The sequence below is a fragment of the Microlunatus flavus genome, assembly GCF_900110855.1.
Classification (GTDB): domain Bacteria; phylum Actinomycetota; class Actinomycetes; order Propionibacteriales; family Propionibacteriaceae; genus Microlunatus; species Microlunatus flavus.
In genome coordinates this window covers 590,589-617,073 of sequence record NZ_FOFA01000002.1, presented here as the reverse complement: position 1 = coordinate 617,073, position 26,485 = coordinate 590,589, and the positions used below count along the sequence as shown (strand labels likewise).

Annotated in this window: 20 protein-coding genes and 2 pseudogenes; 10 read left to right on the top strand and 12 right to left on the bottom strand. The window is 73.9% G+C overall.

Features of this window, described 5'->3' with window-relative positions; translation table 11 throughout:
• Positions 1-6 precede the first annotated feature (6 nt).
• From BMY04_RS07195 to rbfA, 6 genes are all read right to left on the bottom strand, one after another.
• The gene (locus BMY04_RS07195) at positions 7-2,205 is read right to left on the bottom strand and encodes a polyribonucleotide nucleotidyltransferase (RefSeq protein WP_091178413.1); all 2,199 of its coding nucleotides are present in this window, start codon (positions 2,203-2,205) and stop codon (positions 7-9) included.
• A gap of 368 nt (positions 2,206-2,573) precedes the next feature.
• Positions 2,574-2,843, bottom strand: coding sequence for a 30S ribosomal protein S15 (rpsO, locus tag BMY04_RS07190; protein WP_091178412.1), 270 nt, complete (start codon positions 2,841-2,843; stop codon positions 2,574-2,576).
• A 193-nt stretch (positions 2,844-3,036) separates the two neighbouring features.
• Complete coding sequence (locus tag BMY04_RS07185; protein WP_091178411.1) at positions 3,037-3,969, bottom strand: bifunctional riboflavin kinase/FAD synthetase; 933 nt, start codon at positions 3,967-3,969, stop codon at positions 3,037-3,039.
• 34 nt (positions 3,970-4,003) lie between these two features.
• Positions 4,004-4,234, bottom strand: a complete 231-nt coding sequence (locus BMY04_RS07180) for a hypothetical protein (protein WP_091178410.1) — start codon at positions 4,232-4,234, stop codon at positions 4,004-4,006.
• 94 nt (positions 4,235-4,328) lie between these two features.
• Positions 4,329-5,303 (bottom strand): tRNA pseudouridine(55) synthase TruB, encoded by a 975-nt coding sequence (truB, locus tag BMY04_RS07175; RefSeq protein ID WP_091178409.1) that lies wholly within the window; start codon positions 5,301-5,303, stop codon positions 4,329-4,331.
• Positions 5,227-5,715 (bottom strand): 30S ribosome-binding factor RbfA, encoded by a 489-nt coding sequence (rbfA, locus tag BMY04_RS07170; RefSeq protein WP_091178408.1) that lies wholly within the window; start codon positions 5,713-5,715, stop codon positions 5,227-5,229. The genes truB and rbfA overlap by 77 nt, the downstream gene beginning before the upstream one ends.
• A gap of 231 nt (positions 5,716-5,946) precedes the next feature.
• Here rbfA and BMY04_RS07165 point away from each other — a divergent pair, with 231 nt between their 5' ends.
• Entirely contained in the window at positions 5,947-6,834 is an 888-nt protein-coding gene (locus tag BMY04_RS07165) for a serine protein kinase RIO (protein ID WP_091178407.1), read from the top strand.
• Positions 6,835-6,957: 123 nt separating this feature from the next.
• Here the strand turns inward: BMY04_RS07165 and infB are convergent, their stop codons facing one another.
• The 4 genes from infB to rimP all read right to left on the bottom strand — a co-directional run bounded on the left by infB (position 6,958) and on the right by rimP (position 12,153).
• A complete protein-coding gene (gene infB / locus BMY04_RS07160) occupies positions 6,958-10,083 on the bottom strand; it encodes a translation initiation factor IF-2 (protein WP_091178406.1) in 3,126 nt (1,041 codons plus the stop codon).
• A gap of 180 nt (positions 10,084-10,263) precedes the next feature.
• Entirely contained in the window at positions 10,264-10,599 is a 336-nt protein-coding gene (locus BMY04_RS07155) for a YlxR family protein (protein WP_091178405.1), read from the bottom strand.
• Positions 10,592-11,575 carry a transcription termination factor NusA gene (nusA, locus tag BMY04_RS07150; RefSeq protein ID WP_091178404.1) on the bottom strand — a complete coding sequence of 328 codons (984 nt, stop codon included), beginning with the start codon at positions 11,573-11,575 and terminating at the stop codon, positions 10,592-10,594. Before nusA ends, BMY04_RS07155 begins: the two co-directional genes overlap by 8 nt.
• Positions 11,575-12,153 carry a ribosome maturation factor RimP gene (gene rimP / locus BMY04_RS07145; RefSeq protein WP_091178403.1) on the bottom strand — a complete coding sequence of 193 codons (579 nt, stop codon included), beginning with the start codon at positions 12,151-12,153 and terminating at the stop codon, positions 11,575-11,577. The genes nusA and rimP overlap by 1 nt, the downstream gene beginning before the upstream one ends.
• Before the next feature lie 105 nt (positions 12,154-12,258).
• On the opposite strand from rimP, the gene BMY04_RS07140 reads away from it, so the two are divergent.
• Positions 12,259-13,308, top strand: a complete 1,050-nt coding sequence (locus BMY04_RS07140) for a DUF4439 domain-containing protein (RefSeq protein WP_091178402.1) — start codon at positions 12,259-12,261, stop codon at positions 13,306-13,308.
• A gap of 22 nt (positions 13,309-13,330) precedes the next feature.
• On the opposite strand, the gene BMY04_RS07135 is transcribed toward BMY04_RS07140, so the two are convergent.
• Entirely contained in the window at positions 13,331-14,113 is a 783-nt protein-coding gene (locus BMY04_RS07135) for a sulfite exporter TauE/SafE family protein (RefSeq protein WP_198409975.1), read from the bottom strand.
• Between the two features lie 102 nt (positions 14,114-14,215).
• Here BMY04_RS07135 and BMY04_RS22685 point away from each other — a divergent pair, with 102 nt between their 5' ends.
• From BMY04_RS22685 to BMY04_RS07105, 8 genes and pseudogenes are all read left to right on the top strand, one after another.
• Complete coding sequence (locus BMY04_RS22685) at positions 14,216-14,362, top strand: hypothetical protein (protein ID WP_170854033.1); 147 nt, start codon at positions 14,216-14,218, stop codon at positions 14,360-14,362.
• Between the two features lie 124 nt (positions 14,363-14,486).
• On the top strand, positions 14,487-16,148 hold the full coding sequence (kdpA, locus tag BMY04_RS07130; protein WP_091178584.1) for a potassium-transporting ATPase subunit KdpA: 1,662 nt from the start codon (positions 14,487-14,489) through the stop codon (positions 16,146-16,148).
• Positions 16,145-18,349 (top strand): potassium-transporting ATPase subunit KdpB, encoded by a 2,205-nt coding sequence (kdpB, locus tag BMY04_RS07125; protein ID WP_091178400.1) that lies wholly within the window; start codon positions 16,145-16,147, stop codon positions 18,347-18,349. Before kdpA ends, kdpB begins: the two co-directional genes overlap by 4 nt.
• 1 nt (position 18,350) lies before the next feature.
• Positions 18,351-18,647, top strand: a pseudogene (locus BMY04_RS23675) (potassium-transporting ATPase subunit C); the annotation flags it as partial.
• Positions 18,648-19,022: 375 nt separating this feature from the next.
• Positions 19,023-19,259: pseudogene (locus tag BMY04_RS23670) on the top strand (potassium-transporting ATPase subunit C); the annotation flags it as partial.
• 37 nt (positions 19,260-19,296) lie between these two features.
• Positions 19,297-21,864, top strand: a complete 2,568-nt coding sequence (locus tag BMY04_RS07115; RefSeq protein ID WP_091178398.1) for a sensor histidine kinase — start codon at positions 19,297-19,299, stop codon at positions 21,862-21,864.
• Positions 21,861-22,565 (top strand): response regulator, encoded by a 705-nt coding sequence (locus BMY04_RS07110; RefSeq protein ID WP_091178397.1) that lies wholly within the window; start codon positions 21,861-21,863, stop codon positions 22,563-22,565. Before BMY04_RS07115 ends, BMY04_RS07110 begins: the two co-directional genes overlap by 4 nt.
• 136 nt (positions 22,566-22,701) lie before the next feature.
• Entirely contained in the window at positions 22,702-24,687 is a 1,986-nt protein-coding gene (locus BMY04_RS07105) for an amino acid transporter (protein WP_332452311.1), read from the top strand.
• A gap of 18 nt (positions 24,688-24,705) precedes the next feature.
• On the opposite strand, the gene BMY04_RS07100 is transcribed toward BMY04_RS07105, so the two are convergent.
• Positions 24,706-26,475, bottom strand: coding sequence for a proline--tRNA ligase (locus BMY04_RS07100; protein ID WP_198410006.1), 1,770 nt, complete (start codon positions 26,473-26,475; stop codon positions 24,706-24,708).
• Positions 26,476-26,485 lie beyond the last annotated feature (10 nt).

Below are 26,485 nucleotides of genomic sequence, written 5' to 3'. Positions count from 1 at the left end.
CGGTGCTCAGACGGCCACCGGCTCCTCGACCACGGGGACGAGCGAGAGCTTGCCGCGGTCGTCGACCTCGCTGATCTCGACCTGGAGCTTCTGGCCGACGCTCAGCACGTCCTCGACGCTCTCGACGCGCGAGCCGCCCGCGAGCGGGCGCAGCTTCGAGATGTGCAGCAGGCCGTCCTTGCCGGGCAGCAGCGACACGAACGCGCCGAAGGCGGTGATCTTGACGACCGTGCCCAGGTAGCGCTCGCCCTTCTCGGGCATCGTCGGGTTGGCGATCGCGTTGATCATCGCCCGCGCGGCCTCGGCCTTGTCGCCCGAGTCCGCACCGACGTAGATCGTGCCGTCGTCCTCGATGCTGATCTGCGCACCGGTGTCGTCCTGGATCTGGTTGATCACCTTGCCCTTCGGGCCGATGACCTCGCCGATCTTGTCGACCGGGATCGTGATCGTGATGATCCGCGGCGCGTAGAGGCTCATCTCGTCCGGGGTGTCGATGGCCTCGGCCATGATCTCCAGGATCGTGGCGCGGGCCTCCTTGGCCTGCGTCAGCGCGCCGGCCAGGACGTCGGACGGGACGCCGTCGAGCTTGGTGTCCAGCTGCAGCGCGGTGATGAACTGACTCGTGCCGGCGACCTTGAAGTCCATGTCGCCGAACGCGTCCTCCGCGCCCAGGATGTCGGTCAGCGCGACGTAGCGGGTCTCCCCGTCGACGGTGTCGCTGACCAGGCCCATGGCGATGCCGGCGACCGGCGCGCGCAGCGGCACACCGGCGTTGAGCAGGGCCAGCGTCGAGGCGCAGACCGAGCCCATCGAGGTCGAGCCGTTGGAGCCCAGCGCCTCGGAGACCTGACGGATCGCGTAGGGGAACTCCTCGCGCGTCGGCAGCACCGGCACCAGGGCGCGCTCGGCGAGCGCTCCGTGGCCGATCTCGCGGCGCTTGGGCGAACCCACGCGGCCCGTCTCACCGGTGCTGTACGGCGGGAAGTTGTAGTTGTGCATGTAGCGCTTGGTCGTCTGCGGCGCGAGCGTGTCGAGCTTCTGCTCCATGCCCAGCATGTTCAGCGTGGAGATGCCCAGGATCTGGGTCTCGCCGCGCTGGAACAGCGCCGAGCCGTGGACGCGCGGCACGACGGCGACCTCGGCCGACAGCGTGCGGATGTCGCGGACGCCGCGGCCGTCGATGCGGAAGCCGTCGGTGAGGATCTTCTGACGGACGAGCTTCTTGGTCAGCGCGCGGTAGGCGCCGCTGATCTCCTTCTCGCGACCCTCGAAGCCCTCGGCCACCAGGTGGCCCCGGACCTCGTCCTTCAGGTCGTCGGTCGCCTGCTCGCGCTGCTGCTTGTCCGCGATCGACATGACCTCGGACAGGCGGGCGGAGGCCCGGTCCTCGACGGCGGCGTACACGTCGTCGTTGTAGTCGAGGAAGATCGGGAAGTCCGCGGTGTCCTTGGGGAACTGCGCGGCGAGCTCGGCCTGCGCGTCGCACAGGGCCTTGATGAACGGCTTGGAGGCCTCGAGGCCGGCAGCCACGACCTCTTCGGTCGGCGCGGTCTTGCCGGCCCGAACGAGGTCCCAGGTCTGCTCGGTGGACTCGGCCTCGACCATCGCGATGGCGACGTCACCGGTGGCGGTGACGCGGCCGGCGACGACCATGTCGAAGGTCGACTCGGCGAGCTGGCTGACGTCGGGGAAGCCGACCCAGTCGTCGCCGACGAGGGCGACGCGCACGCCGCCGACCGGACCGGTGAACGGCAGGCCGGCGAGCTGGGTGGACAGCGACGCGGCGTTGATCGCGACGACGTCGTAGGACTTGTTCGGGTTGAGCGCCATGACCGTCACGACGACCTGGACCTCGTTGCGCAGCCCCTTGACGAAGCAGGGACGCAGCGGGCGGTCGATGAGGCGGCAGGTGAGGATCGCGCCCTCGCTCGGGCGGCCCTCGCGGCGGAAGAACGAGCCGGGGATCTTGCCCGCGGCGTACATGCGCTCCTCGACGTCCACCGTCAGGGGGAAGAAGTCGATGGCGTCGCGCGGCTTGCTCTGGGCCGTGGTGGCCGAAAGCAGCATCGTGTCCTCGTCGAGGTACACGGTCGCCGAGCCGGCGGCCTGACGGGCCAGCAGGCCCGTCTCGAAGCGCACGACGTGACGCCCGTGGGCGCCGTTGTCGATGACGGCCTCGGTGAACTTGAGGTCGGGTCCCTCCATGGGGGTCCTTTCTCGCAGGCACGCCCCTGGTCGGGGTCGTGCCGGATGGGGACCACATCCACGCACCGGGGTTCGGTACGGCGCCGGCTCGTCGCTGCTGTGCAGCAGCGGCGGGCCTCGTGCGCCGTGCCCTCCGGCTCGCATCGGGAGCCGGTCTTCGATCGAGGTCCGCGGGGGCGCAGCGCGGGTGTCGCGCGGGCTCCCGAAGGCCACTACCGGAGACCGGGCGTCTCGGGTTCCGAGCCACGGCGGGCTGGCGGTGCGGGATGCGGTCTGGGTGGGTTCGGCTGGTGGGCCGGTTATGGAGTTGTGGGCCGAGCAGAAGAGCGGTCCCGCCGGGTCTTCCCCGCGCGAGACCGCTCGTCACGTCACCGACGCAGGCCGAGGCGCTCGATGATCGAGCGGTACCGGTTGATGTCGGTCTTGGCGGCGTAGTTCAGGAGCCGGCGCCGCTGGCCGACCAGGAGCATCAGACCACGACGCGTGTGGTGGTCGTGCTTGTGCTCCTTGAGGTGCTCGGTGAGGAGCGCGATGCGGCGGCTGAGCAGCGCCACCTGCACCTCGGGAGAACCTGTGTCGCCCGGGTGGGTCGCGTACTTCTCCATGATCTGCTTCTTCTCGGCAGCGTCGAGCGCCATGCTTCCCCTCCGGGGGTCTCGTTGCGCGGCGCTCCCCGGATCCGCCTCTGACGAGATGGGGTCTGCACCCGGTGTGCGAGGGAGCTCTTGGGCATCCGCGGCCGATCGAACGGCACGTCCGAGCATACCGGGGCCGACCGGTCATCCGAAATCGGCCGTGACCAGGCGCGGAGGGCGCGCCGGCGGGCCGGGCCTAGAGCGCGAGCGAGGACGCGTGCAGCACCTGGCGGGCGTGCTCGACGTCGCTGTGCATCTGCACGATCAGGGCCTCCACCCCGGCGTACTTCACCTGGCCGCGCAGCCGCGCGTAGAAGTCGACCGCGATGGGGACGCCGTAGAGCTCGAGGTCGGTCCGGTCGAGCACGTACGCCTCGACGCGGCGCTCGAGACCGTCGAAGGTCGGGTTCGTCCCCACGGAGATGGCCGCGGGCCAGCGCGGCGCGTCCGGCTCGTCGAGCCGGGTGACCCAGCCGGCGTAGACGCCGTCGGCGGGCACGGCCATCCCCGGCGGGACGGCCACGTTGGCGGTCGGGAAGCCGAGCTCGCGGCCGCGCTGGTCGCCCTTGACCACCACCCCGCTGAAGCGGAAGGCGTGGTCGCTGAGCTCGCGCACGCGTCCGAGGTCACCCTCGGCGACGGCCTGCCGGATGAGCGTGGACGAGCTGGGCTGGCTGCCGTCGGTGAGCAGCGGGACGCTGGTGACCGCGAAGTCGTCGCCGGCCAGCGCGGCCAGCGTCTCGACCGTCCCGGCCGCGCGGAAACCGAAGCGGAAGTTCTCCCCCACCACGACCCGGGCGGGGTGCAGCGGGCGGAGCACCTCGTCGACGAAGCGCGCGGGGCTCCAGGACGCGACCTCCGGGGTGAACTCGACCACGACCACGTCGCTCGCCCCGTGCTCGCGCAGGAGCTCCGTGCGGCGCTCGAGGGTGCACAGCAGCGGCGGCGCCTGGTCGGGCCGCACGACCGACATCGGGTGCGGCCAGAAGGTGACGACCACGAGCGGGGCACCCGGCTCGGCGGCCTGGGCGTCGCGCAGCAGCTCCGCGTGGCCGCGGTGCACGCCGTCGAAGTTGCCGATGACGACGACGGGGCGCGCCTGCGTCACCGCGCCCGGCTCGTCGACCACCCCGGGAGCGTACCCGGACCGGTCTACGCCGAGCTCAGGCCGCGACGTCCAGCGCGACGCCCAGCGTGTCGAGGCACGCGCGCAGCCGGGGCCCGTAGCGCAGCACCGCGTCGGCCTCGTCGGCGTCGTCGATCGCCTCCGCGTACATGAGCGCCCGCCGGCGGGTGGCCAGGTCGGTCACGGCGTCCTCCCGGGCGCCCGCGCCGCCGAGCGCCAGGGCAACCTGACCGACGAGCGTGGTCGGGGTCGGGAGCTCGTCGGGCACGGCAGGTCCTTCCGCGGGATGGTGGCCGGCGCGTCCCGCGGGCCCGTCGTTCCCTACCCCCATCGCCGCCGCGCACGCGCCCGTTACGACCTGCTCAGCCGACGAAGACCGCCTCCGGACGGGCGCCGTCGGGCCCCGGGCGGTAGAGCGCGAGGAAGGTTCCCTCGGGGTCGAGCAGCGCGGTCAGCCCCTCGACCCGCAGCTCCGGGAGCCGGCGCCCGACCCGCACGTCGCCGGCCTGCCCGTCGTCGAGCCGCACCACCGGGAAGCAGCGCGCGGCGGCCTCGGCGATCGGCTCGACCATCGGTGCGGGGACGTCGGGCCCGGGTTCGGGCAGGACCACGGCCTCGTCGAGGCCGAACGGTCCGACGCGCGTGCGGCGGAGCGCGGTCAGGTGCCCGGCGCTGCCGAGCGCGGCCCCGAGGTCGCGGGCGAGCGCCCGGACGTAGGTGCCGGAGGTGCACTCGACGACCACGTCCAGGTCGACCACGGGGACGCCGTCCACCACGCCGTCGCGCCGCTCGAGGACGTCCAGGCGGTGCACGGTGACGGGCCGGGGCTCGAGGGCGACCTCGTCGCCGGCCCGCACCCGGGCGTAGGAGCGGACGCCGTCGACCTTGATGGCCGAGACGGCGGTCGGCACCTGGAGGATCGGGCCGCGCAGCGGGGCGAGGGCCGCCTCGAGGGCCGCCGTCTCGAGGTCGCGCAGACCCGGGGTGGCCACCACGTCGCCCTCGGCGTCGTCGGTCACGGTCCCGACGCCCAGGCGGATGGTCGCGTCGTACGCCTTGTCCGTCAACGTGAGATGCCCGAGCAGTCGGGTGGCGCGGCCGATCCCGACGACGAGCACGCCGGTCGCCATCGGGTCGAGCGTGCCGGCGTGACCGACCTTGCGGGTGCCGAGCAGCCGCCGCACCCGGGCGACCACGCCGTGCGACGTCAGCCCGGCGGGCTTGTCGACGACGAGGACGCCGGACGGCGGCTCGACCCGCTCAGCGGGCAGGGTCGCGCTCCTGCTCGTCCTCGTCGACGGGCTCCGCGTCGTCCTCGGCGTCCTCGTCCTCGTCATCGGGGTGCTTGTAGGGGTCGGCGTCGCCGGCGTACGAGGCGCCCACCGCGACCTGCGCCACGCGCGCGTCGACCTCGCGCGCCGCAGCGAGGGCGTCGTCCAGCTGGCGCGCGCTCTCGGGCACGACGTCGGGCACGAAGGCGAGCATCGGGGTGAAGCGGAGCCCGAGCTGCTTGCCGACCTGGGAGCGGATCAGGCCCGTCGCCGACTGCAGCGCGGCGGCCGTCCCCGCGTGGTCGGCGTCGCCGCCGAGGACCGTGTAGAAGACGGTGGCCTCCCGGCTGTCCCCCGTCAGGCGGACGTCGGTGACGGTGACGAAGCCGAGCCGCGGGTCCTTGACGCGCCGCTCGAGCATCGTGGCCACGATCCCCTTGATCTGGTCGGCCAGCTTGAGCACTCTCGGCGACGGCATTGCGTCCTCCTGCGAACGGGGTGAGGCGGTGGGTGGCGCTGCGCCGGTGTCGCGCAGAACACCCAAGTCTGCCCCAGCGCGGAAAACCTGTTGGCTCCGGCGGGACGCCCGGGACACGATGCCTGCTCCACGTGCGCGCGACCGTGCGCGCGCTCCGCGAGGAGGGAGGCGTCATGACCGTCGAGGCCCTGGCCTGCGCCCTGATCCCTTCGCACCTCGTGGAGCCCATCCGTGTCATCGGACCCCAACCCGCTCGACCCTCGCTCGTCTGACCTCTCCGCCCCTGACCCCTTCGACCCGCGCGGCCTCTCCTTCACCGCGGTCGACGAGCCCGGCCCCGGCCAGCGCTGGTCGACCTGGCACGACGTCGTCGCGCTCTCCCGCGGTCCGGAGCCCCGGCCCGGCTGGGTCGTGACGACCCACGCCGCCTGGGACACCGACCTCGGGCCGCTCAAGAGCGGCAAGGAGGCCGACTGCCGCCTCCTCGAACGCGCCGTCCCCGGTTCGCTGCCCGGCGACACCGGGAGCCACAGCCTCCTGGTCGCCAAGACCTACCGCGACGCCGAGCACCGGCTGTTCCACCGCAAGGCGACCTACGTCGAGGGCCGGCGCACCCGCAACAGCCGTGACGCCCGGGCCGCGGCCAAGGGCACCCGGCACGGCCAGGCCGTGGCGGCCGGGCAGTGGGCGGGCGCGGAGTGGGAGGCGCTGTACCGGCTGTGGCAGCTCGGCGTGCCGGTCCCCTACCCCGTCCAGGTCGACGGGCTGGAGATCCTCATGGAGTACGTCCACGTCGACGGCGACGTCGCCCCCCGGCTCGCGAGCACCCGCCCGGAGCCCGACCTGCTGCGCTCGGTGTGGGAGCAGCTGATCGAGGCCATGGGCCGGATGGCCGCCGCCGGCCTCGTGCACGGCGACCTGTCGCCGTACAACCTCCTCCTCGCCGGCGACCGCCTGGTGGTCATCGACGTTCCGCAGATGGTCGACCTGGTCGCCAACCCGCTGGGCTTCGATCTCCTGCACCGAGACTGCGTCAACGCGGCGACCTGGTTCGTCCGCCGCGGCCTACCCGTCGACGCCGACGCGCTGTTCGCCGAGCTCGTCGCCACGGCGTACTGATCCCTCCCCGGGGAACGCACGAACCGCTGACTCCCGACAGCCGATCGCGAGGATCGGACGTCGGGAGTCAGCGGTTCGCGGGTGAGGAGGTCGGGATGCCCGACCTCCCCCGGGGTCAGCGCCCTACGAGCGCGCCTTCTCGCGCATCTCGTAGGTCTCGATGACGTCGCCCTGACGGATGTCGGAGTAGTTGTTCAGAGTGATACCGCACTCGAACCCCTCCCGCACCTCCGTGACGTCGTCCTTCTCCCGACGGAGCGAGGCGATCGTCGTGTCGGTGATGACGACACCCTCGCGCAGCAGCCGCGCCTTGGCGTTGCGGCGGATGGACCCGTCCTGCACCATGCACCCGGCGACGATGCCCGCCCGCGAGCTGCGGAAGATCTCGCGGATCTCCGCGTGCCCGAGGGTGGCCTCCTCGTAGATCGGCTTGAGCAGGCCCTTGAGCGCGGCCTCGATCTCGTCGATCGCGGCGTAGATCACCGAGTAGTAGCGGATGTCGACGCCCTCGCGGTCCGCCATCTCCGTCGCCTTGCCCTGGGGGCGGACGTTGAAGCCGACGATGACCGCGTCCGAGGCCGCCGCCAGGCTGACGTTGGTCTCGGTGATGGCACCGACGCCGCGGTCGATGACCCGCAGGCTGACCTCGTCGCCGACGTCGATCTTGGACAGGGCGTCCTCGAGGGCCTCGACCGAACCGGCGCCGTCGCCCTTGAGGATGAGGCGCAGCTCCTGCTCCTCGCCCTTCTCGAGCTGGTCGAACAGCTGGTCGAGCGTCTTGCGCTTCGTGCCGGCCGCCTGCGCCGCCATGCGGAGCCGCGACGCGCGCCGCTCGGCGATCTGGCGGGCCATGCGGTCGTCGTCGACGACGATGAAGCTGTCGCCGGCGCCGGGCACGGCCGTGAGGCCGAGCACCTGCACGGGGAAGGACGGCGGTGCCTCGGTCACGTTCTGACCGTGGTCGTCGAGCAGCGCCCGGACGCGGCCGTAGCCGGTGCCGGCCACGATCGAGTCGCCGACGTGCAGCGTGCCGCGCTGGACGAGGACGGTCGCGACGGGGCCGCGGCCCTTGTCGAGGTGCGCCTCGATGGCGACACCCTGACCGTCCATCTCCGGGTTGGCGCGCAGGTCGAGCGCCGCGTCGGCGGTCAGGACGACCGCCTCGAGGAGCTCGTCGAGGCCCTGGCCGGTGACCGCGGAGACGTCGACGAACAGCGTGTCGCCGCCGTACTCCTCGGGCACGAGGCCGTACTCGGCCAGCTGGCCGCGGACCTTCGTCGGGTCGGCGCCCTCGCGGTCGATCTTGTTGACCGCGACGACGATCGGGACGTCGGCCGCGAGCGCGTGGTTGAGCGCCTCGATCGTCTGCGGCATCACACCGTCGTCCGCCGCCACGACGAGCACGGCGATGTCGGTCGACTTCGCACCACGGGCACGCATGGCGGTGAACGCCTCGTGACCCGGGGTGTCGATGAAGGTGATCTTGCGCTCGGTCTCGTCGACCTCGGTCGAGACCTGGTACGCACCGATGGCCTGCGTGATGCCACCGGCCTCGCCGGCCACCACGTTGGTCTTGCGGATCGCGTCCAGGAGCTTCGTCTTGCCGTGGTCGACGTGACCCATGACCGTGACGACCGGCGGACGGGCCGCGAGGTCGTCCTCGCCACCCTCGTTCTCGCCGAACTCGATGTCGAAGCTCTCGAGGAGCTCGCGGTCCTCGTCCTCGGGCGAGACGATCTCGATCTTGTAGTTGAGCTCGCCGGCCAGGACCTGCAGCGTGTCCTCGGCGACGGTCTGCGTCGCCGTCACCATCTCGCCCAGGTTGAACAGCACCTGGACCAGGTTCGACACGTCGACGTTGATCTTCTCCGACAGGTCCGTCAGCGAGGCGCCGCGGGCGAGCCGGATCGTCGACCCGTCACCCTGCCTGACGCGGACGCCACCGATCTCCGGCGCCTGCATCTGGTCGAACTCTTGACGACGCTGACGCTTCGACTTGCGACCGCGACGGACGGGACCGCCCGCGCGACCGAAGGCACCCTGCGTGCCACCACGGCCACCACGGCCGCCGCGACCCGCGGGAGGACCACCAGGACCGCCGCCGGGACGACCGGGCGCGCCGCCGCCGCCGGGACGGCCGCGACCCGCGGGTGCACCGCGGCCACGGGCGCCGGGACCGGCAGGAGCGCCGAGCTGGCCGGAGGCCTGGCGCGGCATCATCGCCGGGTTGGGGCGGGGCATGCCGGGGACGCCCGGACGGGCACCCGGGGCGCCGGGAGCACCGGTGCGGCCGGCCGGCGGACGCGGGCCGCCGGGGCGGGCCGGGTCGGTCGGGGTCGTGCCGGGGCGGGTCGGGCGCGCCGTGCCCATGCCCTGCGAGGGCGCGAACGGGTTGTTGCCCGGACGCGGCGTGCCGGTACGGCGGTCGCGCGGGGCCGGAGCACCCGGGGTGCCGGTGGAACCGGGACGGGCCGGGGCGCCAGGGGTGCCCGGACGAGCCGGGGCGCCGGGCGTGCCCGGACGCGCGGACGTGCCACCCGGACGCGGGGCGGAGGTCGAGGGACGCTCGTCCTGCCGTCCACCCGGGGCGGGCGTGGCCGGGCGCGGGGCGCCGGGACGTGCCGAGCCCGGGGTGGCCCCACGGTTGGTCGGGGCGCCCGGCGCCGGCGACTGCGGCGTCGGGGCGTTGCGGGTCGACGGCGCCGTGCTGGCGGCCGGAGCCGCCGGGGCCTCGGCCGCCGGGGCCGCCGGAGCAGCCGCGGCGGGGGCCTGCACGGCCGGCTCGGCCGGCGTACGGGTCGCCGGAGCGGACGGACCGGGGGTGCGCGTGGACGGCGCCGACGGGCCCGGGGTGCGCGTCGACGGCGCGGAGGGCGCCGGCGCGTTGCGCGTGGACGGGGCCGACGGACCCGGGGTGCGCGTCGACGGCGCGGACGGCGCCGGGGCGTTGCGCGTGGACGGGGCAGAGCTCGACCGGCTGGGGTCGGGACGGCCCGGGACGCCCGGACGCGGCGCGCCCGGCGCGAGCGTCGTGCTGCTGGGTGCGGGGGCGGTGCGGGCCGCGGGCGCCGCGGTCTGCGCGCCCTCGGCGGACGGGCCGAGCTTCTCGCGGAGGCGCCGGATCACGGGCGCTTCCAGGGTGGACGAGGGGGACTTGACGAACTCCCCCATGTCCTTGGCCATCGTCAGGACGGCCTTGCTGTCGACTCCGAGCTCCTTCGCGAGCTCGTAGACACGGGTCTTGGGCACTGATCTCCTACGTTGTCGGCCCGCGACCCTGAGTGGCGCGGACCAGCTAGATGCTGGGCATGCTCATTGAGCAGTACTCATCGAGAGTTCATGAGCGAGCGCTCACTTCCTGGTGTCTGCGGGCCCCGACCGGGACCCGGTGCACGGACCGGGACGCACCCGGTTCAGCAATCCCCAACTCTAGCCGGTGCCGCCGCGTCTTCCCAACGCGATGCCGGCGTCCAGGTGCGCGGCGACCACCGAACCCGCCGCGGCGGCGTCCACCGGGCACCGCAGCGCCCGGGCGAAGGCCCGGCGCTTGACCGCCGCGGCGACGCACGCGGGCTCCGGGTGCAGGTACGCGCCACGTCCGGGCGACCGGTGCCGGGCGTCGACGAGCACCGAGGTGCCGCCGGCGACGACCCGCAGCAGCGCGGCCTGGTCGTCGCGTCGGCGGCAGCCGACGCAGGTCCGGACCGGGCCTGCGCCGGTCGGAGCCCCGCCGGCCGGAGCCCCGCCGGCCGGACCCTCAGTCACCCGCCGGCTGCGGCTCGGTGTCGGGCCGGATGTCGATGCGCCAGCCGGTGAGGCGGGCGGCGAGGCGGGCGTTCTGCCCCTCCCGGCCGATCGCCAGCGACAGCTGGTAGTCGGGGACCACGACGCGGGCTGACCGCGCCGCCGCGTCGACGACGGTCACCGAGGTGACCTTGGCCGGCGACAGCGCGTGCCCGACGAACGCCGCCGGGTCCTCCGCCCAGTCGATGATGTCGATCTTCTCGTCGCCGAGCTCGTGCATGACCGCCCGCACCCGCGAGCCCATGGGGCCGATGCAGGCGCCCTTGGCGCTGACGTCCGGGTTGTGGCTGGTGACGGCGATCTTGGTGCGGTGGCCGGCCTCGCGGGCGGTCGCCTTGATCTCGACCGTGCCGTCGGCGATCTCGGGCACCTCGAGGGCGAAGAGCCGCTCGACCAGCGCCGGGTGCGTACGGCTGACGACGACCTGGAGCCCGCGCAGCTCGCGGCGCACGGCGACGACGTAGACGCGCAGGCGGGTGCCGTGCGTGTAGCGCTCGCCGGGCACCTGCTCGGCCAGCGGCATGATCGCCTCGACCTTGCCCAGGTCGACCAGCACCGTGCGCGAGTCGCGGCCCTGCTGGACGACACCGGTGAGGATGTCGCCCTCGCTGGCCGAGAAGTGGCCGTACTTCTGGTCGTCCTCGGCGTCGCGCAGCCGCTGGAAGATCACCTGCCGCGCGGTGGCGGCGGCGACCCGGCCGAAGCCCTCGGGCGTGCCGTCGTACTCGCCCACGACGGTGCCCTCCTCGTCGCGCTCGGGGACCATCACGGCGACGTGGCCGTTGCGCCGGTTCACGTCGACGCGCGCACCGGGCACCGCGTCGTCGGTCTTCTCGTAGGCCGCGATCAGCGCCTCCTCGATCGCGTTGACCAGCGTCTCGAAGGGCACGTCCTTCTCGCGCTCCATCAGCCGCAGCACGGAGATGTCGATGTCCATCAGCGCACCTCCTCCTCGTCCTCGTCCTGCTCGTCGTCCTGCTCGTCGTCCTCGTCCGCCTCGTCGCCGTCATCGGCGTCGTCTCCGGCGTCCTCGGCGTCGTCGAGCTCGTCGTCGAGGCGGCGGTTCAGCTCGACCTGCACGAGGGCCTTGGCCACCTCGGCGTACGCGACCTCCCGCGGGCCGCCGTCGACGTCGAGGCGCACGACCTCGGGCCCGGCCGCGACGATCCGCCCCGTGAGCTCGCTGCCGTCGGCCAGCGTGACCTTGACCAGACGGCTGCGGTTGCGCCGCCAGTGCTTCTCCTCGGTCAGCGGCCGGCTCACGCCGCGCGACGACACCTCGAGGGTGTACGCGGCCTGGCCCACCGCGTCGGACGTGTCGAGGGCGGCCGAGACCGCCTGGCTGGCCGCGGCGATGTCGTCGAGGAGCGGGCCGCGACCCTTCGGGCCGTCCCCGTCCACGACGATCCGGACGACGCGCCGCTTGCCGGCCGGCACCACCTCGAGGGCGTCGAGCTCGAGGCCGAACTCCTCGAGGACAGGGGCCACGACGGCCTCGATCGCTTGGTCCTTCATGTCGTGCTCGCCCTCGATCCGGTTGTGTCCAGCAGTTGTGAGGGACCCGCAGGCCCGAGGGTCGAGCATACCGGCGCCCCGGAGGGCCTCAGGTAGGTTCGTGCGGTGCCCGTAGCGCCCCACCACCCCGGCGGCCGCTGGGCCCGTCGGGACCTGCTGAGGCTCGGCCTGGGGCTCGGCGCCGGCGTCGGTGCCGCTCCCCTGCTGGCGGGGTGCTCGACCTCGCCGACGGTGCAGCCGCCGCCCGGCGGCGCGACCTCCGCCCGCACCGCTCCCCCGTCGGCCTCCCCGGCGCCCGCGCCCACGGTGCCCGCGGCCGCGACGGCGGAGCAGTCCCTGTCGGCCCTCGCGGCGGCGGTGCTCGCCGGACCCCACCGCAAGGACCTCGCCGGAGCCCAACGGACGCTGCTGACCTTCCTGCGCGACGCCCACGCCGACCACGCCGTCGCCCTCGCCGGCGACGACCCGTCCTCGCGCCCGACGACCTCGGCCCCCTCGCCGTCGGCCCACGCGCCGGACCTTCGTGGGCAGAGCCTGTCGGCCTCGCTGAAGCGCCTCGCTCAGGCCGAGTCGCGGCAGGCGTCGGCGCAGCGCCGCGCCGCGACGACGGCGTCGGGCCTCGACGCCCTGCTGGCCGGGTCGCTGGCCGTCGCCGCGGAGACGTACGCCGCGGCGCTCAGCGCCTCGAAGGCCCCGCCGGTCGGCCGTCTGCGCGCCCACCGGCCGGCCCCGCTGCTCACCGACGTGGCGGCGACCTCCCAGCTCGTCGCCCAGCTGCACGCCGTCGTCTACGGCTACCAGCTGGCGATCGGCAAGCTCAAGTACGCCAGCGGGGCCCGCAGGCGGGCGGTGTCCGAGCTCGCGGCCGCTCGTACTCTCCTCGACACCGAGATCGCCTTCCTGCTGAGCCGCAAGGCCGACGTCCCGGCGGCGGAGCCCGCGTACGCCCCGACCGCCGGCGTGCGGAGCGCGGGTGACGCCATCCGCCTCGTGCGCGGCATGCAGTACCGCCTCGGCCCGTTCGTGGGGCTCACGCTCGCCGCCGCGGCCACGCCTAAAGAGCGCACGGCGGCGCTGACGCAGCTGCGCAGCACGGTGCGCACGGCCGGGGCCTGGGGCGCGGGCCTGCAGGCGTGGCCGGGCTGGCCCGACTGAGCCGACCGGCCAGAGGCGGGCCTCACCACCAGAGGCGCACCGTGTCGTAGGCGAGCTTGAGGGCCAGCGCAGCGACGACGACCAGGAACACCCGGCGCACGAACGCGCTCCCGCGGGCGATGGCGGTCCGGGCGCCGAGGTAGCCGCCGAGCAGGTTCGCCGCACCCATGAGCAGCCCGAGGCCCCACAGCACGGTGCCGTGCGCCGCGAACACGACCAGCGCGGCGAGGTTGGTCACGAGGTTCGCGATCTTGGCCTTGGCGCTCGCCTCGAGGAAGCCGTAGCCGAGCACCCCGACCAGCGCGATGACGAAGAACGACCCCGTCCCCGGCCCCAGGAACCCGTCGTACGCGCCGACGACGAGCCCGATGACGGCCGTCCGTCCGTAGTGGGCGCCCCCGCTGTGGCGCACCGCGTTCGTCAGCCCGAGCTGCGGACGGCGCCAGGTGTAGAGGCCGACGCCGACCAGGGCCACGAGCACGATGGGGGTGAAGGCGTCCTTCGGGAGGAGCTTGGCCAGCTGCGCGCCGAGCGCCGAGCCGATCGCCGCGCTCACCACGAGCGGCGCCACGGTGCGCCAGTCCGGGCGGACCCGGCGCGCGTACGTGACCGAGCTCGTCGCGGTGCCCCACATCGACGACACCTTGTTGGTCCCGAGGATCGCGGCCGGCGGCGTGCCGGCCGGCAGCCCGATCAGCAGCGCCGGCAGCTGGACGAGCCCGCCGCCGCCGACGACCGCGTCCACCCAGCCGGCGACGAACGCCGCCAGGACGAGCAGAGCGAGCGTGCCGAGGGACAGCTCCACCCCCAGCAGACCGGCCCAGCCGCTCAGGTCCCCGCTCCCGCCCCTCGGTGCGCCCTCGGCGTGAAGGCGCCGTGAAGATTACGGGCTCGGCGTGAAAGGGGCGTGAAGACCGCTCCGGTGGGACGGCGGGCGCTGCTGGCATGGCGGACGTGCGAAAGAGATCCCATGGCTGACGCCGCCTTCGTCCTGCTCACGGTCGCGGTCTTCGCGGCCCTCGCCCTGCTCGTGCGCGGGGGTGCTCGACTGTGACTTCCCACCTGATGCCCCTGATCGGCGCGGAGAACGCGGTCGGCCTCGGGGTCGCCGTCGTGCTCCTCGTCTTCGTCGTGTGCGCCCTGCTCCTCCCGGAGAGGTTCTGATGAGCACCGGACTGATGAGCACCCCACTGGCGGGCACGACGCTCGTCGCCGCCCTGGTGCTGCTGCTCGTGCTCGTCCACCGCCCGCTGGGCGCCCACCTGCACCGCGTCGCGACGAGCGAGCGCGACCTCGGCGTCGAGCGGTTCGTCTACCGCCTCGTCGGCGTCGACGCCCGCGCCGAGCAGTCGTGGGCCGCGTACGCGCGCAGCGTGCTGGCCTTCTCGGCGGTCTCGGTGCTGCTCCTCTACGCGCTGCTGCGCGCCCAGGCCGTCCTGCCGCTGAGCCTCGGCTTCGGCGGGGTCGAGCCGTCGCAGGCGTGGAACACCGCGATCAGCTTCGTGACCAACACCAACTGGCAGTCCTACTCGGGCGAGTCGACGATGGGCCACCTCGCCCAGATGGCCGGCCTCGCGGTCCAGAACTTCGTCTCCGCGGCCGTCGGCATCGCGGTGGCCTTCGCCCTGATCCGCGGGCTCGCCCGCGCGAGCAGCGCCACCCTCGGCAACTTCTGGGTCGACCTCGTCCGCGTCAGCCTGCGCGTGCTGCTGCCGCTGGCCTTCGTCGCCGCCCTGGTGCTCCTGGCCACCGGCGTGGTCCAGAACCTGTCCTCCGGCGTGGACGCCACCACGCTCGCCGGCGGCACCCAGCACCTGACCGGCGGCCCGGTCGCGAGCCAGGAGGCGATCAAGGAGCTCGGCACCAACGGCGGCGGCTTCTACAACGCCAACAGCGCCCACCCCTTCGAGAACCCGAGCGGGGTCAGCAACGCGTTCGAGATCTTCCTGATCCTGGTGATCCCCTTCAGCCTCCCGCGCGTCTTCGGCCTCATGACCGGCGACACGGGGCAGGGCCGGGCGATCGCGCTGACCATGGCCGTGCTGGCGCTGGCCGGCGTCGCCCTCGCCAACCTCGCTCTCGCCCAGGCGGGCGGCACGGTGCCCGGCGCCGTGGGCGCGGCGACGGAGGGGGTGGAGACCCGGTTCGGCATCTCGCAGTCGGCGACGTTCGCCGCCGCGACGACGCTCACCTCCACGGGCGCGGTGAACTCGTTCCACGACTCGTTCCCGGCCGCAGGCGGCGGGGTGGTCCTGCTGAACATGATGCTCGGCGAGGTCGCCCCCGGAGGTGTCGGCTCGGGCCTCTACGGGCTGCTGGTGCTCGCGGTCATCACCGTCTTCGTCGCGGGCCTCATGGTCGGCCGCACGCCCGAGTACGTGGGGAAGAAGATCGGCGGCCGGGAGATCAAGTTCGCGTCGCTCTACTTCCTCGTCACGCCGGCGCTCGTCCTGGTCGGCACCGCGGCCGCCATGGCCCTGCCGTCGGCCCGCGCGTCGATGCTCAACAGCGGGCCGCACGGCCTCTCGGAGGTCCTGTACGCGTACACCTCCGCGGCCAACAACAACGGCTCGGCCTTCGCCGGGCTCAGCGCCAACACGACCTGGTACAACACCACGCTCGGCCTGGCCATGGCCTTCGGCCGCTTCGTCCCCGTCGTGCTCGTCCTCGGCCTCGCGGGCTCCCTCGCCGCCCAGGGCCGGGCCGCGACCACGGCCGGCACGCTGCCGACGCGCGGGCCCCTGTTCGTGGGGATGCTCCTCGCGGTCACGGTCGTGCTCGTCGCCCTCACCTACCTGCCCGCGCTCGCGCTCGGGCCCCTCGCGGAGGCACTCTCATGACCGTCCTGGACACCCGCACCGACCCGGTGCTGCCCGACCACCAGCCGCACCCGCCCCGCCGGGTCGGCGGCGGCCTGCTCGACCCGCGGCTGCTGCTGACCTCCCTGCCGGACGCGCTGCGCAAGCTCGACCCCCGCACGCTCTGGCACAACCCGGTGATGTTCGTCGTCGAGGTCGGCTCGGTGCTCACCACCGTCCTCGCGCTCGTGCACCCCAGCCTCTTCGCCTGGTCGATCGTGGTCTGGCTCTGGCTGACCGTCGTCTTCGCCAACCTGGCCGAGGCCGTCGCCGAGGGCCGCGGCAAGGCGCAGGCCCAGGCGCTGCGCCAGGCCCGCGAGGACACGGTGGCCCGCCGCGTCGTCGGCTGGACGCCGGGGGCGACCGGGCTGGAGGAGCAGGCCGTCCCCGCCGCGGAGCTGCGCCGCGGCGACGTCGTGGTCGTCGAGGCGGGCCAGCTCGTCCCGGGCGACGGCGACGTGGTCGAAGGCATCGCCTCGGTCGACGAGTCGGCGATCACCGGGGAGTCGGCCCCCGTCATCCGCGAGTCCGGCGGCGACCGCTCGGCGGTCACCGGTGGCACCCGGGTGCTGTCGGACCGCATCGTCGTGCGCATCACCCAGGAGCCGGGGGCCAGCTTCCTCGACCGGATGATCTCCCTCGTCGAGGGCGCGAGCCGGCAGAAGACGCCGAACGAGATCGCGCTGAACATCCTGCTCGCCGCGCTGACCATCGTCTTCCTGCTCGCCGTCGCCACCCTCCAGCCGCTCGCGATCTACTCGCGCGCGGTCCAGGCGGCGGCCGGAAGCTCGGCCGTCCTCGACGCGGACGGGGTCACCGGGATCGTGCTCGTCTCGCTGCTCGTCTGCCTCATCCCGACGACCATCGGCGCGCTGCTCTCGGCCATCGGCATCGCAGGCATGGACCGGCTGGTGCAGCGCAACGTGCTGGCCATGTCCGGGCGCGCGGTCGAGGCGGCGGGCGACGTGAGCACGCTGCTGCTCGACAAGACCGGCACCATCACCCTCGGCAACCGGCAGGCGGTCGACCTGGTGACCGCGGAGGACGTCGAGCCGCAGCGCCTCGCCGAGGCGGCCCAGCTCTCCAGCCTGGCCGACGAGACGCCGGAGGGCCGCTCGGTGGTGGTGCTGGCCAGGAACGGCTACGGGCTGCGCGCCCGGGCGGCCGGGGAGCTGGCCGACGCCACCTGGGTGCCGTTCACCGCCCAGACCCGCATGTCCGGGGTCGACCTGCCCGGAGGCGGCGGGTCCGACCCGGAGGGCACCGACCCGACCGGCGGCGGCCTGCTGCAGGTCCGCAAGGGCGCCACCGCCTCGGTACTCGCCTGGGTGCGGCAGAACGGCGGCCGGCCCGGGCCCCGGATCGGCGAGGCCGTCGACGCGATCAGCGCGGCGGGCGGGACCCCGCTCGTCGTGGCCGAGCGCCGCGGCGACGCGCCCGCGGAGGCGCTGGGCGTCATCCACCTCAAGGACGTGGTCAAGCCCGGGATGCGGGCCCGCTTCGACGAGATGCGCCGGATGGGCATCCGCACGGTGATGATCACCGGCGACAACCCGGTGACAGCGAAGGCCATCGCCGAGGAGGCCGGCGTCGACGACTTCCTGGCCGAGGCGACGCCCGAGGACAAGATGGCGCTGATCAAGGCGGAGCAGGCCGGCGGCCGCCTCGTCGCCATGACCGGCGACGGCACCAACGACGCACCCGCCCTGGCCCAGGCCGACGTCGGCGTGGCCATGAACTCGGGGACCTCGGCCGCCAAGGAGGCCGGGAACATGGTCGACCTCGACTCCGACCCGACCAAGCTGATCGAGATCGTGGAGATCGGCAAGCAGCTGCTGATCACCCGGGGCGCGCTGACGACCTTCTCGATCGCCAACGACATCGCCAAGTACTTCGCGATCATCCCGGCGATCTTCGCCGTGGTCTACCCCGGCCTGGGCGCGCTGAACGTCATGCGCCTGCACAGCCCGGAGACCGCGATCCTCGCGGCCGTGATCTTCAACGCGGTCGTGATCGTCGCCCTCGTCCCGCTCGCCCTGCGCGGCGTGCGCTACGTGCCCGGCGGCGCCAGCGCGATGCTGCGCCGCAACCTGCTCGTCTACGGCCTGGGCGGCGTCGTCGCGCCCTTCGTCGGCATCAAGATCATCGACCTTCTGCTCGCTCTCGTCCCGGGGTTGTCCTGACATGCGCTCGTCCTGGTTGTCCACCCATCTCGCCGCCGTACGGGCCCTGCTCGTGCTGACGGTCCTGCTCGGCCTCGTCTACCCGCTGGCCGTCCTCGCGGTCGGCCGGCTGCCCGGTCTGCGCGAGCGCGCGGACGGCTCGCTGCTGCACCGGCCCGACGGGAGCGTCGCCGGCAGCAGCCTCGTCGGCCAGTCCTTCACCGACGCCGACGGCAAGCCCCTGCTGCGGTACTTCCAGACCCGGCCCTCGGCGGCCGGCGACGGCTACGACCCGACGGCGACCAGCGCGTCGAACCTCGGCCCCGAGGACGTCGTCGACACCCTCCCCGACCCGAAGGCCGCGCCGGGCTCCGACGAGGCCGAGGGCAGGCAGAGCCTGCTGACGCAGGTCTGCGCGCGCAGCGCCGAGGTCGGCGCGACGGAGGGCGTGGACGGCGCTCGGCCCTTCTGCACCCGCGACGGCGTCGGGGCGGTCCTGGTCGTCGTCCGCACCGAGGGCCTCACCGGTCCGGCGACCACGGTCGTGAGCGTCAACCAGGCCTGTCCCGAGCAGCCCTTCCTCGCCACGTACGAGGGCGTCCGCGTCTCGTGCGCGATCCCGGGCGACGACTACTCGCACGGCGTCGTGACGCCGGTCCGCGACGCGGGCCGGACGAGCGCCGCGGCGCCCGTCGTGCCGTCGGACGCGGTCACGGCGAGCGGGTCCGGGCTCGACCCCGACGTCAGCCCGGCGTACGCGCAGCTCCAGGTCCCCCGCGTCGCCCGCGAGCGGGGCGTGGACCCCGACCAGGTCGAGCAGCTGGTCGCCGCGCACACCTCCGGGCGGGCGCTCGGCTTCCTCGGGGAGCCGGTCGTGGACGTGGTCACGCTCAACGCCGACCTCGACACGCGCTTCCCGCGGCGCGGCTGACGGGGGCGCGGCGTGACGGCAGGGGGAGGATCGGGTCATGGTGCGGGGTGAGCTGCGGGTCTACCTCGGCGCCGCCCCCGGCGTCGGCAAGACCTACAAGATGCTCGAGGAGGGCGTGCGGCGCCTCGAGCGCGGCACCGACGTCGTCGTCGCCCTGGTCGAGACGCACGGCCGGCGCCACACCGCGGACCTGCTCGACGGCCTCGAGGTGCTGCCCCGGGCGAGCGTGACCTACCGCGGCACCGAGCTCAGTGAGCTCGACGTCGACGCCGTCCTCGCGCGACGCCCCGAGGTGGCGCTGGTCGACGAGCTCGCCCACACCAACGCCCCCGGCTCGCGCCGCGAGAAGCGCTGGCAGGACGTCGAGGTCCTCCTCGAGCACGGGATCACGGTGGTCACGACGCTGAACGTGCAGCACCTGGAGTCGCTGAACGACGTGGTCACCGACATCACCGGGGTCCGCCAGCAGGAGACGGTGCCGGACGCGGTCGTGCGCCGGGCCGACCAGATCGAGCTGATCGACATGGCCCCGGAGGCCCTGCGGCGCCGGCTCGCGCACGGCAACGTCTACCCCTCCGACCGGGTCGACGCGGCGCTCGGCAACTACTTCCGCGTCGGCAACCTGTCGGCGCTGCGCGAGCTCGCCCTGCTGTGGGTGGCCGGCAAGGTCGACGAGCAGCTGGAGCGCTACCGCTCCGACCACGGCATCGGCGCGCCCTGGGAGACGCGGGAGCGGGTGGTCGTGGCGCTGACCGGCGGGCCCGAGGGCGACACCCTGATCCGCCGGGCGGCCCGGATCGCCGCCCGGACCAGCGCCGCCGACCTGCTCGCGGTGCACGTCGCCCGCAGCGACGGCCTGCGCAGCGGCGACCCCGCGCACCTGGCCCGGCAGCGCGCCCTGGTCGAGGACCTCGGCGGCACCTACCACCAGGTCGTCGGCAGCGACGTGCCCGACGCCCTGCTCGCCTTCGCCCGCGGCGTCAACGCCACCCAGCTCGTCCTCGGCGCCAGCCGCCGCGGGCGCCTGGCCCAGCTCTTCGGGCCCGGCGTCGGGGTGACGACGACGTCGGAGTCGGGCGCGATCGACGTCCACCTCGTCACCCACGAGCGGACGGCCCGGCGCAGCCGACCGTGGCAGCGGTGGGTGCGCTCCGGCCGGGCGAGCGCGCTCAGCCTGCGGCGCCGGCTGACCGGGCTGCTGCTGGTGGTCCTCGGCCTGCCCCTGGTCACCGGCGCCCTGCTCCTCGTCGACGGCGACGTGTCCCTCGCCACCGACCTGGTCGTCTTCCTCCTGCTCGTCGTCGCCGTCGCCCTGGTGGGCGGGATGCTCCCGGCCCTGCTCGCCGCCGTCGGCGGCTTCCTGCTGCTGAACTACTTCTTCACCCCTCCCCTGCGGCTCTTCACCGTCGCCGAGCGGGAGAACCTCGTGGCGCTGGTCGCGTTCCTCGTGGTCGCCCTCTCGCTCAGCCGGGTGGTCGACGCCTCGGCGCGTCGGACCCGCGAGGCCCTGCGGGCGCAGGCGGAGGCGGCCACGCTGTTCACCCTCGCGGGCAGCGTGCTGCGCGGCTCCCGCCCGCTGCCCGCGCTGCTGGGGCAGGTGCGCGAGACGTTCGCGCTGCAGGGGGCGACGCTGCTCGAGCGGCGTACGGGCGCGGGTGCCGGCCCCGGCGTGGAGCACGCCGACGACGCCTGGGACGTCGTCGCCTCCGACGGGCACCCGGTCAGCACGGCCCCCGGGGAGGGCGACGCGGAGGTCCACGTCGACGACCGCTACACCCTCGTGCTCGTCGGCCACCCGCTCGAGGCCGACGACCGCCGGGTGCTCGAGGCGTTCGCGGCCCAGGCGGCGGGCGCCGTGCAGCAGCAGCGCCTCGAGGCGACGGCGGCCACGGCCGGATCGCTGGCCGAGGTGGACCGCGTCCGGACCGCGCTGCTGAGCGCGGTGAGCCACGACCTGCGGACCCCGCTGGCGTCGGCCAAGGCGGCGGTGGGGACGCTGCGCTCCCCCGGCCTGCGCCTGTCGGACTCCGACCGCGAGGAGCTGCTCGACGCGACGGAGGGCTCGCTGGACCGGCTGAGCGGCCTGGTCGAGAACCTGCTCGACATGAGCCGGCTGCAGGCCGGCGCGCTGGCCCTCGTGGTCGAGGAGGTCGACGTCGCCGACGTCGTGTACGCGGCCGTGGCGAGCCTCGGGCCGGCCGGCGAGCCGGTGGTCCTCAAGCTCGCCGACGACCTGCCCGAGGTGCGGGCCGACCCGGCGCTGCTGGAGCGCGCCATCGCCAACCTCGTGCAGAACGCGCTGCGCTTCAGCCCGGAGGGCCACCCGCCCCGCGTGGGGGCGAGCAGCCACGGCTCGCGGGTCGAGATCCGGGTGATCGACATCGGGCCCGGCGTGCCGGAGGACGACCGCGACCAGATCTTCCTGCCCTTCCAGCGCCTCGGCGACCACGACAACAGCACCGGGGTCGGGCTCGGGCTGGCCCTGTCGCGCGGGCTCGTCGAGGCGATGTCGGGGACCCTGGAGCCCGAGGACACGCCCGGCGGCGGGCTGACCATGACGATCTCGCTGCCGGCGGTTGCGCCGGCGAGGAGCCTGGTGCCGTGACCAAGGTCCTGGTCGTCGACGACGAGCCCCAGATCCTGCGCGCGCTGCGCATCAACCTGCAGGCGCGCTCGTACGACGTGGTCACCGCCGGCTCCGGGCGCGCGGCCCTGCAGGCCGCCCACGACAGCCGTCCCGACCTCGTCGTGCTCGACCTCGGGCTGCCCGACGTCGACGGGGTCGAGGTCGTGCGCTCGCTGCGCACCTGGACGTCGGTGCCGATCCTCATCCTGTCCGGCCGGCTGAACAGCCGGGCCAAGGTCGAGGCGCTCGACGCCGGCGCCGACGACTACGTCACCAAGCCCTTCAACGTCGACGAGCTCCTCGCCCGCGTCCGCGCCGTGAGCCGCCGCGTCGGGGAGCCCGCGACCCCCGAGCCCGTCCGCATCGGCGCCTGGGACGTCGACCTCGAGGCGCACACCGTGCGGCGGGCGGCGATGGAGACGCCAGCGGCGGAGGGCGAGCCCGACCAGCTGCACCTCACCCCCACCGAGTGGCAGCTGCTGGAGGCGCTCGTGCGCCAGCCGGGCCGCCTGGTCGGGCAGCGCCAGCTGCTGCTCGAGGTGTGGGGCCCGACGTACACCGACCAGACCCACTACCTGCGCCAGTACATCAAGGCCCTGCGCCGCAAGCTCGAGACCGACCCGGCGCGGCCGCACCACCTGCTCACCGAGCCGGGGATGGGCTACCGCTTCCAGCCCTGACCCCGCCGCCAGGCACCCGGCCGGACCACGGCGTAGAAATCGCGTGAAGGCCGGACGGCTGGGGCGTGCCCCCGCGCTCTACTCGGGTGGAGGGCCGCACGCGCGGTCCCCGTCGACCGAGAGCTGCGAGAGAGCCGTGACCACCACCGTCGTGCCCGGGAGCACCACCCGTACCGGGCCCGCACCCCACCCCGTCCGCGCCTGGCTGATGGACGGCACCGACGCGCACCCGGAGCGGCACCCCGCGGGCCACCCCGGCCCGCACGCCGCGCCGGCCGCCACGGAGAAGAAGCACTCCTGGTGGAAGGTCATGTGCCTGACCGGCGTGGACTACTTCTCCACGCTCGGCTACCAGCCGGGCATCGCGGCCCTCGCCGCCGGGGCGGTGTCGCCGCTCGCCACCCTCGTGCTCGTCGCGCTGACCCTGCTCGGGGCGCTGCCCGTCTACCGCCGCGTCGCGCAGGAGAGCCCGCACGGCGAGGGCTCGATCGCCATGCTCGAGCGGCTCATGTCGTTCTGGAAGGGCAAGCTCCTCGTCCTCGTGCTGCTGGGCTTCGCCGCCACCGACTTCATGATCACCATGACGCTGTCCGCGGCCGACGCGACGGCGCACCTGACCGAGAACCCGCACCTCGCGCCGTACCTCGGCGGCCACCAGGTCGTCGTCACCCTCGTCCTGCTCGGGCTGCTGGGCGCGGTGTTCCTGCGCGGGTTCAGCGAGGCGATCGGCATCGCCGTCGGGCTGGTCGGGGTCTACCTCGTCCTCAACGTCGTCGTCATCGCCGTCGGGGTGCAGCACGTGCTGACCGCGCCGCACCTGTTCGTCGACTGGAAGGTCGCGCTGCTGCAGCAGCACGGCGGCGACCCGCTGATGGTCGTCGCGATCGCCCTGCTCGTCTTCCCCAAGCTCGCGCTCGGCCTCTCCGGCTTCGAGACCGGCGTCGCGATCATGCCGCACGTCGCCGACGCCGAGGGCGACACGGCCGCGCGCCCGACGGGTCGCATCCGCGGTGCCCGGCGGCTGCTCACCACGGCCGCGGTGATCATGAGCGTCTTCCTGATCGCCAGCAGCCTCGTCACCACGCTGCTCATCCCCGCCGCGGCGTTCCAGCCCGGCGGCCCGGCCAACGGGCGGGCGCTGGCCTACCTCGCGCACTCCTACCTCGGCGGCACCTTCGGCAGCGTGTACGACGCCTCGACCGTGGCCATCCTGTGGTTCGCCGGCGCGTCGGCGATGGCGGGCCTGCTGAACCTCATCCCGCGCTACCTGCCGCGCTACGGCATGGCGCCGGGCTGGACGCGGGCCGTGCGCCCGCTCGTGCTGATCCTCACCGCCGGCGCCTTCCTCATCACCGTGGTCTTCGACGCCGACGTCGACGCGCAGGGCGGGGCGTACGCGACCGGCGTGCTCGTGCTCATCACCTCGGCGGCCCTCGCCGTCACCCTCGCCGCGCACCACGCCGGCCAGCGGCGGCGCACGGTGGCCTTCGGGATCGTGACGCTGGTCTTCGGCTACACGACGGCGGCCAACGTGGTCGAGCGCCCGGACGGCGTCAAGATCGCCGCGATCTTCATCGCCGCGATCCTCGCGGTCTCCTTCGCCTCACGGCTGGGGCGGGCCTTCGAGCTGCGCGTCACGGACGTGACGTTCGACGACCTGGCGGCCCGGTTCATCCGCGACTGCGCGCACCGCACGATCCGTCTCGTGGCCAACGAGCCCGACCGCGGCGACCGGGCGGAGTACAGCGAGAAGCTGCGCCAGGTGACGCGCGACAACGACCTGCCCGACAGCGACGTGATCTTCGTCGAGATCACGATCACCGACCCGTCGGACTTCAGCAGCCGCCTCGACGTGGTGGGCGAGGTTCGCTGCGGGCGCTACCGCGTCCTGCGGCTCAGCGGGCCGACGGTGCCGAACGCGATCGCCGCCCTGATGCTGGCCGTGCGCGACCGCACCGGCTGCCGCCCGCACGTCTACTTCGAGTGGACGGAGGGCAACCCGGCGGTCAACCTGCTGCGCTTCCTGCTCTTCGGGGTCGGCGAGGCCGCGCCCGTCACCCGCGAGGTGCTGCGCCGCGCCGAGCGCGACCGCTCACGCCGCCCGCACGTGCACGTGGGCTGAGCCGGGGTCCGCGACCGGCTAGCTGCGCACCGACGCGTCGATGCTCAGCCGGCCGTGCGCGTGCGCGGTGACCTCGGCCAGCGCGTCGTCGAGGCCGACGTCGCGGCGGTCGCCGCTGCGCCGGTCGCGGAGCTCGACCATCCCGTCGGCGAAGCCGCGGCCGACGACGACGATGGTCGGCATCCCGAGCACCTCGGCGTCGGCGAACTTGACCCCCGGGCTCGCCTTGCGGTCGTCGAGCAGGACGCTGACCCCCGCGTCGTCGAGCTGCTGGGCCAGCTCGGTCGCCCAGGCCAGCGCCGCGGGGTCCTTGCCCGCCACGACCACGTGGACGAGGTAGGGCGCGAGCTCGCGGGGCCACGACAGGCCCTTGTCGTCGCAGGTGTTGTCGGCGACCGCCGCCACCGCACGCGACACGCCCAGCCCGTACGAGCCCATCGTCACCGTGACGAGCTTGCCGTTCTGGTCGAGCACGCGCAGGCCGAGGGCCTCGGAGAACTTCGTGTCGAGCTGGAAGATGTGCCCCATCTCGATGCCGCGGGCGAGCTCCAGCGGGCCCGAGCCGTCCGGCGCCGGGTCGCCCGGGCGGACCTCGGCCGCCTCGATCAGCCCGTCGGCGTCGAAGTCGCGGCCGCGGACCAGGTCGAAGACGTGCTGGCCGCTAACGTTGGCCCCGGTGATCCAGCGGGTGCCCTCGCCGACCCGCGGGTCGACCAGGTAGCGGATGCCGCTGCCCGACTCCGCGCCCAGCACCTGCGGGCCGATGTAGCCCTTGACGAGCATCGGGTAGTCCTCGAAGGCGTCGAAGACCTCGACGTCGGCCGGCTCGAGCTGGGCCTGCACCCGCTTGAGGTCGACCTCGCGGTCGCCGGGCAGGCCGATGACGAGCGGGGCGGCCTTGCCGTCGGGCTGCGTCACCATGAGCACGACGTTCTTGAGGGTGTCGGCCGCGCTCCAGGGCCGGTCGTCGCGGGGGAAACGCTCGTTCGCGAGGGCGACCAGCGACGCGATGGTCGGGGTGTCGGGGGTGTCCTCGACGTGCGCGGCCGGGACGTGGTCGAACGGCACGGCGTCGGGCAGCGGGGTCCGCACCGCCTCCACGTTGGCGCTGTAGCCGCCGGGCGAGCGCACGAAGGTGTCCTCGCCGGTCTCCGACAGCGCCAGGAACTCCTCGCTCGCCGACCCGCCCATGGCCCCGGACATCGCCGACACGATCGCGTACTCGAAGCCAAGGCGGTCGAAGATGCGGATGTACGCCGCCCGGTGCGCCGCGTACTGCTCGCGGAACGACGCGACGTCGATGTCGAAGGTGTAGGAGTCCTTCATGACGAACTCGCGCCCGCGCAGGATGCCCGCGCGGGGCCGCGGCTCGTCGCGGTACTTGGTCTGGATCTGGTACAGCGTGAGCGGCAGGTCCTTGTAGGACGAGTACAGGTCCTTCACCAGGAGCGTGAACATCTCCTCGTGCGTCGGCCCGAGCAGGTAGTCGGCGCCCTTGCGGTCCTGCAGACGGAAGATGTTGGGCCCGTAGTCGGTCCAGCGCCCGCTCGCGTCGTACGGCTCGCGCGGCAGCAGCGCGGGGAAGCGCACCTCCTGGCCGCCGATCGCGTCCATCTCCTCGCGGACGATGCGCTCGACGTTCTGCAGGACCTTCAGCCCCAGCGGCAGCCAGGAGTAGATGCCGGGCGCCGCGCGGCGGATGTAGCCCGCGCGGACGAGCCAGGTGTGGCTGGGCACCTCCGCGTCGGCCGGGTCCTCCCGCAGGGTGCGCACGAACAGCTCCGACATCCGCGAGATC